At 72.4% G+C, this 12,224-nt stretch carries 13 protein-coding genes; 10 read left to right on the plus strand and 3 right to left on the minus strand.

The annotated features are described in order from the left end of the window. The first annotated feature begins 65 nt into the window (after positions 1-65). A complete protein-coding gene (locus ACIBSV_RS12735; protein ID WP_395862128.1) occupies positions 66-923 on the plus strand; it encodes a GNAT family N-acetyltransferase in 858 nt (285 codons plus the stop codon). 124 nt (positions 924-1,047) lie between these two features. Beyond that, on the plus strand, positions 1,048-1,575 hold the full coding sequence (locus ACIBSV_RS12740; protein WP_395862130.1) for a GNAT family N-acetyltransferase: 528 nt from the start codon (positions 1,048-1,050) through the stop codon (positions 1,573-1,575). A gap of 54 nt (positions 1,576-1,629) precedes the next feature. Here the strand turns inward: ACIBSV_RS12740 and ACIBSV_RS12745 are convergent, their stop codons facing one another. The 3 genes from ACIBSV_RS12745 to ACIBSV_RS12755 are packed head-to-tail and all read right to left on the minus strand — an operon-like array spanning position 1,630 to position 3,499. Beyond that, a complete protein-coding gene (locus ACIBSV_RS12745; protein ID WP_395862132.1) occupies positions 1,630-2,547 on the minus strand; it encodes an aminoglycoside phosphotransferase family protein in 918 nt (305 codons plus the stop codon). Further along, positions 2,544-3,029: a ferritin-like domain-containing protein gene (locus ACIBSV_RS12750; RefSeq protein WP_395862134.1), complete on the minus strand. Its 486-nt coding sequence runs from the start codon at positions 3,027-3,029 to the stop codon at positions 2,544-2,546. The genes ACIBSV_RS12745 and ACIBSV_RS12750 overlap by 4 nt, the downstream gene beginning before the upstream one ends. Continuing rightward, on the minus strand, positions 3,026-3,499 hold the full coding sequence (locus ACIBSV_RS12755; protein ID WP_395862136.1) for a hypothetical protein: 474 nt from the start codon (positions 3,497-3,499) through the stop codon (positions 3,026-3,028). Before ACIBSV_RS12755 ends, ACIBSV_RS12750 begins: the two co-directional genes overlap by 4 nt. Before the next feature lie 235 nt (positions 3,500-3,734). Between ACIBSV_RS12755 and rimP the strand changes: the two genes are divergently transcribed. From rimP to truB, 8 genes are all read left to right on the plus strand, one after another. Beyond that, on the plus strand, positions 3,735-4,301 hold the full coding sequence (gene rimP / locus ACIBSV_RS12760) for a ribosome maturation factor RimP (RefSeq protein ID WP_395862138.1): 567 nt from the start codon (positions 3,735-3,737) through the stop codon (positions 4,299-4,301). A gap of 3 nt (positions 4,302-4,304) precedes the next feature. After that, the gene (nusA, locus tag ACIBSV_RS12765; RefSeq protein WP_395862140.1) at positions 4,305-5,327 is read left to right on the plus strand and encodes a transcription termination factor NusA; all 1,023 of its coding nucleotides are present in this window, start codon (positions 4,305-4,307) and stop codon (positions 5,325-5,327) included. Positions 5,328-5,335: 8 nt separating this feature from the next. Then, positions 5,336-5,704 (plus strand): YlxR family protein, encoded by a 369-nt coding sequence (locus tag ACIBSV_RS12770; protein ID WP_395862788.1) that lies wholly within the window; start codon positions 5,336-5,338, stop codon positions 5,702-5,704. 98 nt (positions 5,705-5,802) lie between these two features. Then, a complete protein-coding gene (gene infB / locus ACIBSV_RS12775; protein WP_395862142.1) occupies positions 5,803-8,985 on the plus strand; it encodes a translation initiation factor IF-2 in 3,183 nt (1,060 codons plus the stop codon). A 202-nt stretch (positions 8,986-9,187) separates the two neighbouring features. Continuing rightward, positions 9,188-9,481 (plus strand): DUF503 domain-containing protein, encoded by a 294-nt coding sequence (locus tag ACIBSV_RS12780; protein ID WP_395862144.1) that lies wholly within the window; start codon positions 9,188-9,190, stop codon positions 9,479-9,481. A gap of 133 nt (positions 9,482-9,614) precedes the next feature. Next, entirely contained in the window at positions 9,615-10,109 is a 495-nt protein-coding gene (gene rbfA, locus ACIBSV_RS12785; RefSeq protein ID WP_391582779.1) for a 30S ribosome-binding factor RbfA, read from the plus strand. Next, a complete protein-coding gene (locus tag ACIBSV_RS12790; RefSeq protein WP_395862146.1) occupies positions 10,106-11,233 on the plus strand; it encodes a bifunctional oligoribonuclease/PAP phosphatase NrnA in 1,128 nt (375 codons plus the stop codon). The genes rbfA and ACIBSV_RS12790 overlap by 4 nt, the downstream gene beginning before the upstream one ends. Further along, entirely contained in the window at positions 11,230-12,123 is an 894-nt protein-coding gene (gene truB, locus ACIBSV_RS12795) for a tRNA pseudouridine(55) synthase TruB (RefSeq protein ID WP_395862148.1), read from the plus strand. Before ACIBSV_RS12790 ends, truB begins: the two co-directional genes overlap by 4 nt. Positions 12,124-12,224 lie beyond the last annotated feature (101 nt).

Raw genomic sequence — 12,224 nt, forward strand, 5'->3', positions numbered from 1 at the left:
CGCGGCCCGGACCTGCATAGGGTGGTGCCGCAAGACTGGCATTTCCCCAAGGTCCGCCCGATGGCATGGTGAGGCACGTGCTGAGCTCGGTTTCCACCAAAGTCCTGGACGGGACCGACCTGTCCGCCGTCCAGGCGCTGCTCGACCGTGACCCCGTCACGAACGTCTTCGTCGCGTCCCGGGTCCGACTCGCGGGCGTCGATCCGTGGCGGCTGGGCGGCGAACTGTGGGGGTACTACCAGAGCGGTCGGCTCACCTCGCTGTGCTACGCGGGCGCGAACCTGGTCCCGGTCGAGGCCGGCCCGGACGCCATACGCTCCTTCGCCGAGCGGGCCCGCCGCCAGGGCCGGCGCTGCTCGTCGATCGTCGGCCCGGCCGAGGCGGCGGCCGATCTGTGGCGGCTGCTCGAACCCGTGTGGGGCCCGGCCCGTGACGTCCGCCCGATCCAGCCGCTGATGGTCGCCGACCAGCCCTCGCGCGAGGTGGCGGCGGATCCGCTGGTGCGCCGGGTGCGTCCGGACGAACTGGATCTGATGATGCCCGCGTGCGTGGCGATGTTCACCGAGGAGGTCGGCGTCTCGCCGCTGATCGGCGACGGCGGCACGCTGTACCGCGCGCGCGTGGCCGAACTGATCGCCGGTGGTCGCGCGTTCGCCCGGATCGAGGAGGGCCGGGTGGTGTTCAAGGCGGAGATCGGCGCGGTCACTCGGCACGCGTGCCAGATCCAGGGCGTGTGGGTGGCGCCGGAGCGGCGCGGCGAGGGCCTGTCCGAGATCGGCATGGCCGCCGTGCTGCGCCACGCGCTCAGCGAGGTCGCCCCGATCGCCAGCCTGTACGTGAACAGCTACAACGGCCCCGCACGCGCGGCCTACCGGCGGGTCGGTTTCGCCGAGACCGGCACCTTCATGAGCGTGCTGTTCTGATGGGGCCGCAGCGGATGTGGCCCGGGTCGACACGGCACGCTTCGATCAGGCGCGTTTGTCCGCGGCCCGAGCCGGTGGTGCGTGGGCGGCGGCGGGACCCGGCCCCGAGGGAGTGCGTGTGCTGATGGAGTGGACGTGCCGGGTCGTCGATCTCGCCGAGTACGCGGACGAGGCGGTCGACGTCCAGGCCGGCGCGTTCGGTCTGGCCGACGACGAGATCGCGGTGCGGCAGCGGATAATGCGCCGGCACGCGACCTTCGCCGGGGTGCGCTCCCTGGGCGCGTTCGACGACGCGGGTCGGCTGGTCGGATTCGGCTACGGCTACCCCAACCTCACCGACCAGTGGTGGAGCCTGGTGATCGAGCCGCACCTGGCCCGGGCCGGACATCGGGCCTGGCTGGACGAGTCGTTCGTGGTCGGCGAGCTGCACGTGTTGCCGCGCTGGCAGGGCCATGGCATCGGACGCACCCTGATCACCCTGCTGTGCCGGGGACAGGACCGGTCGCACATCCTGCTGTCCGCGATCGACGAGCAGACCCCGGCCCGCCGGTTGTACCGGGGCCTGGGGTTCCGGGACCTGGCCCGCCCGGTGTTGTTCCCGGGCAACGAACGTCCCTACGCGGTGATGGGCGCGATCCTGCCGTTCACCTGACCGGCCCGACCCCCGCCCGACGCCGGATCCGGGCGGGGCCTCGCGAGCACCGGATCAGGAGAGCCACTCGGCGACGGAGAGCAGGTCCTCGCCCGCCGGATCGTCGACGGACACGCACCACAGGCCCAGTGCCAACGCCTGCACCAGGGCCCACCCGCGCACTCGCTCGGCGTCCAGATCCAACGCGTTCGCCAGCCAGGTCACCCGCCGCCGCACCAGCGCCTGTGGGCGCGGCTCGGCGACCACCGTGGCCATCCGGTCCCGCACCAGCGGGCCCAGGTCGAAGGCGCGTTCGCCGAGCATCGGGCGCGGGTCGATCGCCAGCCACTTCGCCCGGGTACCCGCCAGCACGTTGCCGTGGTGGCAGTCGGTGTGCAGGACCACGACCTCGGGCTGCGAGCCGGCCAACTCGCGGCACAGCGCCACCGCCTCGTCCACCAGCGCCCGGGGGCACGGGCCGGCCAGGTCCGCGTACCGGCGAGGGATCGATTCCGCCCAGTGCCCGGCCCGATCCGCGACCGGCTCGATCGTGCAGTCCGCGGGCGGGGTCACCCACAACCTGCGGACCACCTCGGCCGCCTCCAGCATCGCCCGGTCCTCGGCCAGCGAGCGCAGCGACACATCCGGCTGGAGCCGCTCCAGCAACAGCGCGCCGCGCTGCGGGTCACCGTCCAACAGCCGGACCGCCCCGACGCCGTCCCACAACGCGAGCGCGGCCGCCTCGTGCGCGGTGTAGCGGTCGATCAGGCCGAGCTTGAGTGTGGCGGGCGTCCCGTCCGCGAGCCGGACCAGGAAGGTCAGGCTGAGCGCGCCGCCCGGGATGATCGGCCGCTCGACGGTCAGCCCCCAGCGCCGCGCGTACTCGGCGACCGCGTCCGGCAGCCCGGCGAGCCACGGGCGGGCGACCTCCTCGCCGCACCAGCGCAGCGCGGTCCGGGTCAATCGTTCCGGCACCTCGACCCGATCGCTCACGTGCGGCCCCCGGCCGTCGGCGTACCGGGCTCGGTCGACGCGGGCAGCCCCGGGAAGGGGGTACTCGTGCCGCGCCAGCGCACCGCCCATACGGCGGTCTCGCGCAACCAGCCCGCCGCCTCGTTCCGCAGCGGGGCGCCCGCGAGGGCCACCAACTCGCCCAGACGCACCGCGACCCCGTCCTCCAGGTGCACCGCGAGCCGGGTCGCGTCCGCGGGCGTGCCCACCGGGAACGGGATCGTGTACGCGGGCGCCGCGGCCGGCGCCGCCGCGCCCCGATCGGTGATCAGCCGCGCGATCGTGTCCCGGCGGGCCCGGTGCGTGTCCAACGCGGTGCGCGCCTGGGTGCGCGCGGCACCGGTCAGCCGGCCACCGGCCACGCCGTAGCCGTAGACCGCCGCGTGCTCCGCCTGCAACGCCTCGCTCAGCGCCCGGATCTCGGGGTTGGCGGACCCGGACGGGGCCGGTCGCGGCGTGCTCACGATGCGCTCCGAAGCAGTTGGGCGTGACCCGCCAGGCACGCGGCGGTGGCGGCCAGTCGGCGGGCGAGTTCGGGGGAGAGAGCGTCCAGTCCGGTCAGCCGCTCGTCGGACGCCTGCTGCGCCCGGTCGGCGACCGCGCCGCCCGTGGCGGCGGCGTCCTGTGGCGCGGCGGCGGGAGGCGGCGCGGAGTGCGACGCGCCCCCGGCGAACACGCGCAGGTGTTCGCGCAGTTCGAGCGACAGCGGCCGGATCCGCTCGGCCAGGGCGGCGTCTCGCGCGGCGACCGCGTCGTAGTGCGCGAGCAGTGCCCCGGTCGTCGCGTACGCCCGTTCGCGCGCCGCGTCGTCGACCCGGCGTCGACCCTGGTCCGCGCCCCCGCCGTCGTCGTCGCAACCGACGACGGCCGCGGCGATCGTCGCCGCGGCCACGGTGCCCAGGACGGCCCGTCGCGTCGGCCCCGCGTCGCGCATGCGTCCCGCTCCTGAACCTCGTCCGTGATGTGCGATGTCCGGTGTCCGTCGCCGGCCCCGGCCGTGTCGGACGCTACCGCATATGCGGGCGTGCGGACCTCGGCGGACATCCGGCGTACGCCGGGCGGACGTGCGCGAGATGGCCTCCGGACCGGATACTGTTGTCCTTCCCCGACCCGCCCCGGGCGGTCGACGCACTTGAGACAACAGCACACGCAGCCGAGGAGTCACCCGGATGAGCACCACCACGTTGGACCGGCTGCGGGAGTTGCTGGAGCCGGTGGTATCGACGGTGGGCGTGGATCTGGAGGATCTCTCCCTCACCCCCGCCGGCAAGCGTCGGGTGCTGCGTGTGATGGTCGCCGCCGACGGCGGCGTCGACCTGGACAAGGTCGCCGAGGTCAGCCGGGCCGTCTCGGACGTGCTCGACCCGAGCGACGTGCTCGGCAGCCTGCCCTATCAACTGGAAGTCACCACCCCGGGCGTGGACCGCCCGCTGACGCTGGAGCGCCACTGGCGCCGCGCGGCGGATCGGCTGGTCCAGGTCCACCTGCACGACGGCGGCACCGTCACCGGCCGGATCGGCGCGAGCGACGCGGACGGCGTGGAGTTGGACGTCGAGGGCAAGCCGCGCCGGCTGACCTACGACGAGGTGGCCAAGGCGGTCGTGCAGGTCGAGTTCAACCGCAAGAGCGCGGACCCGGCGGCCGACGCCGAGGACGACGAGGACACCGGGGTCGAGGACGACATCGACCACGACGACGACAACGACAACGACGACACCATGGACGAGGAGGCGTAGGACGTGGACATCGACATGAGCGCCCTGCGCGGGCTTGAGCGCGAAAAAGAGATCAAGTTCGACCTCCTGGTCGAGGCCATCGAATCGGCCCTGTTGATCGCATACCACCGCACCGAGGGCAGCCTGCCCAAGGCGCGCGTGGAACTGGACCGTGCCACCGGGCACGTCACCGTGTGGGCGACCGAGACCGACGAGGCCGGACAGCGCGTTCGCGAGTTCGACGACACCCCGGACGACTTCGGCCGGATCGCGGCGACCACCGCCAAGCAGGTGATCCTGCAGCGGCTGCGCGACGCCGAGGAGGAGATCACGTTCGGCGAGTTCGCCGGCCGTGAGGGCGAGATCGTCGCCGGCGTGGTCCAGCAGGGCAAGGACAACCGCAACGTCCTGGTGGACCTGGGTCGCATCGAGGCGATCCTGCCGCCCCAGGAGCAGGTACCGGGCGAGCGGTACGCGCACGGCATGCGCCTGCGTTGCTATGTCGTACAGGTGCGGCGTGGGCCCAAGGGGCCGTCCATCACGCTCTCGCGCACCCACCCCAACCTGGTGCGGAAGCTGTTCGCGCTGGAGGTTCCGGAGATCGCCGACGGCAGCGTCGAGATCGCCGCGATCGCCCGCGAGGCCGGCCACCGCTCCAAGATCGCCGTCTACTCCACGCGTGCCGGGCTCAACCCCAAGGGCGCGTGCATCGGGCCGATGGGGGCACGCGTGCGTGCCGTCATGGCCGAGTTGAACGGCGAGAAGATCGACATCGTCGACTGGTCGGACGACCCCGCGCGGATGGTGGCCAACGCGCTGTCACCGGCCCGGGTGAGCAAGGTCGAGGTAGTGGACCTCGCCGCGCGTTCCGCCCGGGTGACGGTGCCCGACTACCAGCTCTCGCTGGCGATCGGCAAGGAAGGGCAGAATGCCCGCCTTGCCGCGCGATTGACCGGATGGCGCATCGACATCCGGCCGGACACCGAGACCGGGGAATCGGACGACCGGGGACGGTCGACCGAACCAGGCCGCGGTGAGGAGCGGTAGACTTGAACATGTCTGGTCGCAGGCGAGCCCGAGCATGCCCTCGTACAACGGTGGAGAAGCAGGAAATCACTGCCTCTCCGTGCCGAACGTGCGTAGGTTGTCGGCAGCGTGCGGCCAAGGCCGACCTATTGCGGGTCGTGGCGGTGGAGGGCAGTTGTGTCCCCGACCCCCGCGGCCGAATGCTCGGACGGGGCGCGCATCTGCACCCCGATCCGGAGTGCCTGGCCCAGGCTGAGCGTCGAAAGGCGTTCGTTCGGGCTTTGCGCGTGCCGGGGCCGCTGGACTCGGCACCACTGCGTGCTTATTTGAGCGGTGATGGGTTGTCAGAGGTCGGTCGGACAGGTCCAGCGAAGCAGTACCTCGCGAGTCGGAAGTAGGTCGAGATTGCGATGAGCACTCGATGAGTACGCGATGAGTACAGACATGCGGTAGTGACGGTCCGGCGGACGACCAACCCCGGACCAGAAGGAGCGACGTGGCAAAGGTCCGGGTATACGAACTCGCCAAGGAGTTCGGAGTCGAGAGCAAGGTCGTCATGGCCAAGCTCCAAGAACTCGGTGAGTTCGTTCGTTCGGCGTCCTCGACGATCGAGGCGCCGGTTGTTCGCAAACTGACGGAAGCACTCAAGACGGAAGGCGGGCCCGCCCGCCGGCCCCAGCGTCCCGCGCCCTCGGGCGCGCCGCAGGCGGCCACCCCCAGTTCCCCGCAGGGCGCCTCGGCGCGTCCTGCCCCCGCTCCGGGCCCGCGCCCGGCGGGTGCGCCGACCCCGGGCCCGCGCCCGGCGCCGCGCCCGGCCCCCCAGGGCAGCACCGCTCCGCCCGTGGTGCCGGCCACGCCGGCCGCGGAGGCGGCTCCGGCCGCCCCGCGTCAGGCGGAGCGTCCCGCGGCGCAGTCGGGTCAGCGTCCGGCCGGTGCGCCGGCTCCGGGCCCGCGCCCGGCGGCGCGTCCCGGCGACCGCGGTCCGGCCGAGCGTGGTCAGGGCGACCGCGGCCAGGCCGAGCGCGGTCCGCGTTCGGACCGTCCGGCGGCGGCCTCCTCGGGTCCGGCGGGTAGCCGTCCGGGTCCGCGTCCGGCCGGTGGCGGTCAGGGCGGCCCCGGTGGCCGTCCCGAGCGCGGCGATCGTCCCGAGCGTGGCGAGCGTCCCTCCGGTCCGCGTACCGGTGGCGCTCCGTCCGCCGGTGGCGCGCGTCCGGGTGGTCCCGGTCAGGGAGGTGCCCCCCGTCCGGGTGGCACGCGTCCCGCCGGCCCGCGTCCGGGCAACAACCCCTTCACCTCGGGCAGCACCGGCATGCCGCGGCCGCAGGCCGCCGGTGGCGCCGGTCGACCCACTCCCGGTGGCATGCCGCCGCGTCCGCAGGGTCCTGCGGCCGGTGGCCCGCGTCCGGGTGGTTCGGGTGGCCCCGCGGGTCCCCGTCCCGGTGGTAGCGCAGGCCCCGGTGGCCCGCGTCCCAACCCGGGCATGATGCCCAACCGTCCGGCGCCCGCTCGTGGCCCCGGCGGTCCCGGTCGTCCCGGCGGTGCGCCCGGTCGTCCCGGCGGTCCCGGTGGCGGCGGTGGCGGTCGTCCGGCGGGTGCCGGCGGCGGTGGCGGTCGTCCCGGCGGCGGCGGTGGCGGCTTCGGCGGTCCCCGTCCCGGTGGTGGCGGCGGCGCTCCGGGTCGTCCCGGTGGCGGCGGCGGTTTCGCCGGTCGTCCCGGCGGCGGCGGTCGTGGTGGCCCCGGCGGTCGCGGCGGCACGCAGGGCGCGTTCGGTCGTCCCGGTGGGCGTCCGGGCCGCGCGCGCAAGTCGAAGCGTCAGCGTCGTCAAGAGTTCGACAACATGCAGGCTCCGTCCGCCGGTGGCGTGATGGCCCCTCGCGGCAACGGGCGTGTCGTCCGGCTGTCGCGCGGTGCCTCGCTCACCGACTTCGCGGAGAAGATCAACGCGAACCCCGCGGCTCTCGTCCAGATCATGTTCAACCTCGGCTCGCTGCTCACCTCGACCCAGTCGGTCAGTGACGCGGAGCTGCAGATCCTGGCCGGCGAGCTCGACTTCGTGATCCAGATCGTCTCCCCGGAGGAGGAGGACCGCGAGCTGCTCGAGTCCTTCGACCTCGAATGGGGCGAGGACGAGGGCGACGAGGACGACCTCGAGGCGCGTCCGCCGGTGGTCACCGTCATGGGTCACGTCGACCACGGCAAGACCCGCCTGCTCGACGCGATCCGCAAGACGAACGTGATCGCGGGCGAGGCCGGTGGCATCACCCAGCACATCGGTGCCTACCAGGTCGCGACCACGGTCAACGACATCGACCGCAAGATCACCCTGATCGACACCCCGGGTCACGAGGCGTTCACCGCCATGCGTGCCCGCGGCGCCAAGTCGACGGACATCGCGATCCTCGTGGTCGCGGCGGACGACGGCGTGAAGCCGCAGACGATCGAGGCGCTCAACCACGCGCAGGCGGCCGGCGTGCCGATCGTCGTGGCGGTCAACAAGATCGACAAGGAAGGCGCGGACCCGACCAAGGTTCGTGGCCAGCTCACCGAGTACGGGCTCGTGGCCGAGGAGTACGGCGGCGACACGATGTTCGTCGACATCTCGGCGAAGCAGGGCCTGGGCATCGACGAGCTGCTCGAGGCGGTCGTACTGACCGCGGACGCGGCTCTGGAGCTCACCGCCAACCCGCACCAGGAAGCCCAGGGCATCGCGATCGAGGGTCACCTCGACAAGGGCCGCGGCCCCGTCGCGACCGTCCTGGTCCAGCGCGGCACCCTGCGCATCGGCGACGCGATCGTGGTCGGCGAGGCGTACGGCCGAGTCCGCGCGATGATCGACGAGAACGGCAACAACCTCACCGAGGCCGCGCCGTCCCGTCCGGTCATGGTGCTGGGTCTGACCTCGGTGCCGGGTGCCGGTGACAACTTCCTCGTGGTCGAGGAGGAGCGCACCGCGCGCCAGATCGCCGAGAAGCGGGCGGCTCGGGAGCGCAACGCGCTGCTGGCCCGTCGTTCGAAGCGGATCTCGCTCGAGGACCTCGACCTGGCCCTCAAGGCCGGCGAGATGCAGCAGCTCAACCTCATCCTCAAGGGTGACGGCTCCGGTTCGGTGGAGGCGTTGGAGGACGCGCTGCTCAACCTGGAGGTCGGCGAAGAGGTCGAGCTGCGGATCATCGACCGGGGTGTCGGTGCGATCACCGAGTCCAACGTCAACCTGGCGATGGCCTCGGACGCGATCATCATCGGCTTCAACGTCCGGCCGGAGGGCCGGGCGCGGACGATGGCGGACCGCGAGGGCGTCGACATTCGCTTCTACTCGGTGATCTACCAGGCCATCGAGGAGATCGAAGCCGCGCTCAAGGGCATGCTCAAGCCCGAGTACGAAGAGGTGCAGCTCGGCACGGCGCAGATCCGCGCGGTGTTCCGCTCCTCCAAGCTCGGCAACATCGCGGGCTGCATGGTCACCGGCGGGACGATCAAGCGCAACACCAAGGCGCGGATCATCCGGCAGGGGTCGGTCGTCGCCGACAACCTCAACGTCGAGGGCCTGCGTCGCGAGAAGGACGATGTCACCGAGGTCCGCGAGGGCTTCGAGTGCGGTATCAACCTCGGTTCGTTCAACGACATCAAGGTCGAGGACATCATCGAGACGTTCGAGATGCGGGAGAAGCCGCGAGGCTGACCCGGTAGCTCGAACCGATCGAACCGCTGAACCGATACGACGGATCCGCCCGGTGCACACCGGGCGGATCCGGCGTCTCGCAGTACGAGCAGAGCAAGCGTGACCAGTGGTGTCCGGGCCGCGACGTGCGAGCCCGGTTCTTTCGTCGGTGGCCCCAGCGGTCCCGACCCGAGGCCTCCCGGGCCGGCCAGGCCCGTCGCCTATGTTTGTGGGAACCATCAGCCTCGATGTGCTGTTCGGCGATGTGCACTCGTTGAAGGAAAAACGATCTCTGATCCGCCCCATCCTGGCGGACCTTCAGCGCAAGAATGCCGTTGCCGCCGCCGAGGTGGAGCATCAGGATTTGCATCGGCGCAGCGTGATCGGCATCGCGGTGGTCTCCGCGAGTGTCGAACGATGTGCCGAGGTGTTGGACGGCTGTGAACGGCTGGTCGCCGGCCGGCCCGAGTTGGAGCTGCTCTCCGCACGCCGCAGGGTGTACGGGGACGACGACTGACGATCGTTCGACCCTGGTCGAACGGGCAGCGCACGAACACCGAAGAAGAACAAGCAACGAGAGCGGCCCTCGCGTCCGGTGACCCCGGGCGCGGGGGGTTCCGCCGAAATGCCGAGCAATCGCAGGAGGATCAGTGGCCGACACCGCACGGGCGCGCAAACTCGCGGACCGTATCCAGGTCGTGGTCGCGGAGACCTTGGAGCGCCGGATCAAGGACCCGCGCCTGGGGTTCGTGACGATCACCGCCGCACGAGTGACCGGTGACCTCCGTGAGGCGACCGTGTTCTACACGGTCTACGGCGACGAGACCGAGCGCGCGGCGACCGCCGCCGCGCTGGAGAGCGCCAAGGGCGTACTCCGCAGTGAGGTGGGCCGCCAGACCGGCGTGCGACACACGCCGTCGCTGACGTTCATCGCCGACGCCCTTCCGGACAACGCCAAACTCATCGATGATCTCCTCGCCCGGGCACAGCAGGCCGATGCGGCGGTACGCTCAACCGCCGCGGGCGCCGGCTATGCCGGTGACGCGGACCCCTATCGGACTCCGGCCGTGGACGACTCCGAGGACTCCGACGACGAGTCGGAGGCGGAGACCAAGGCGGATACACAGGAGGGCGACCGACCTTGACACCAGGCGTGGCGGCGGACCGGGAGCCCGGCCCGGCCGCGGAAGCGAAGCCGCGGACCGGCGACTCGGGCGTGCGGACGGTGCCGCCGACCGCGCCGGGCGCAGCTGATTGGGACGAGGCGGTACGCCTACTCCTGACGGCCGAGGACATCACGCTGCTGGCACACGTCAGCCCCGACGGCGACGCGCTGGGTTCGGCGCTCGCCGTCGGACTGGCGCTGCGCGAGCTGGGCCGCACGGTCCGGGTCTCCTACGGCGACGACCCCCTCGTGGTGCCGTCCTCGCTGGAGTTCCTGCCCGGCCAGGACCTGCTCGTGGCGCACACCGAGGTGCCCGAGGAGCCCGAGCTGGTCGCCGTCTTCGACGCGGCCGGCTCGGCTCGATTGGGCCTGTTGGAGGCCAAGGCCAAGGCGGCCGGCACGCTGCTGGTGGTCGACCACCACGCGTCCAACACGCGCTTCGGGACGCATCACCTGATCGACGTCGACGCGCCCGCGACCGCGGTGCTCGCCGACGAACTGATCACCCGGCTCGGCGCGACGCTGACCGCCGACATCGCGACCGCGCTGTACACCGGGCTGGTCACCGACACCGGCTCGTTCAAGTACGTGGGAACCACGCCCGAGACGCACACCTTCGCGGCTCGGCTGATGGCCACGGGGATACGGCACGACCTGATCCAGCGGGCGATCTGGGACACCTGCCGATTCGGCTATCTCAAGGTGCTCGCCGCCGCCTTGGCGGGCGCCGAGTTGGACGCCGCCGCCGCGGGCGGTCTGGGGCTGGTGTCCACCGTGATCACCCGCGCCGAACGCGCCGCGCACGGGATCCGACTGGACGAGATCGAGGGCGTGATCGACGTGGTCCGCAAGAGCGGCGAGGCCGAGGTCGCGCTGGTGCTCAAGGAGGACGACGACGGCGCGTTGCGCGCGTCCGCCCGGTCCAAGGGCGCGGTGGACCTCGGGCGCGTCTGCGGGGCCTTCGGCGGCGGTGGACACGCCTTCGCGGCCGGATTCACCGCCTATGACCCACCGGCCGAGGTGGTGGCCCGATTCCGGGAGCTCCTCGCCGACGCACTACTGCCGGTCGCTCCGGCGCACGCAACCCCGGGAGACGACGCGTGAAGCGCCGCAACGCAGGACCCCCGCCGCCCGACGGTCTGGTGATCGTGGACAAGCCCGCCGGGCTCACCTCGCACGACGTGGTGGGCCGGCTGCGCCGGATCGCCGGCACCCGCCGGGTGGGCCACGCGGGCACGCTGGACCCGATGGCCACCGGCGTCCTGGTGATCGGCATCGAGAAGGCCACCCGCCTGTTGGGCCATCTCGCGCTCACCGAGAAGGAGTACGACGCGACGATCCGGCTCGGGCAGAGCACGGTCACCGACGACGCCGAGGGCGAGGTCACCGAGACGACCTCGGCCGCACACGTGCAGGACGCCGCGATCGCGGCGGGCGTCGCCGAGCTGACCGGCCCGATCCTCCAGGTGCCCTCGAAGGTGTCGGCGATCAAGATCGACGGCAAGCGCTCGTATTCGCGGGTACGCGACGGCGAGGACTTCGAGCTGGCCGCCCGACCGGTCACCGTCCCCACGTTCGAGGTGCTCGCCACCCGCCGCGAGGGCGACACGATCGACCTGGACGTGCGGGTGACCTGCTCGTCCGGTACCTACATCCGCGCGCTGGCCCGCGACCTGGGGGCCGGGCTCGGGGTGGGCGGGCACCTGACCGCGCTGCGGCGCACCCGGGTGGGTCCGTACGCGCTGGATCGGGCCCACACGCTCGAAGAGTTGGAGGAGTCCTTCGGCGTGCTGCCGATCGCCGAGGCCGCGGCGGCGGCGTTCCCGCGCCGTGAGGTCACCGAGGACCAGGCCCGCGCCGTATCGCACGGCGGCCGGTTGCCGGCCGACGACAGCGAGGGGCCGGTCGGCGTGTTCGGGCCCGACGGGACCTTCCTGGCCCTGGTGGAGAACCGGCAGGGAGTGGCCCGGCCGCTCGCGGTGTTCGTGGGCTGAGCCGCGCCCCGGACCGGATCCGGGGGTGATGGTCGCCACGGCGGGGGCGGGACCGAGCGACAGCCCCTGCATGGGAAGCTGGACCCGCGACACGTCACGAA

The organism is Embleya sp. NPDC050154, from assembly GCF_044460165.1.
In the GTDB taxonomy this organism is placed as follows: domain Bacteria; phylum Actinomycetota; class Actinomycetes; order Streptomycetales; family Streptomycetaceae; genus Embleya.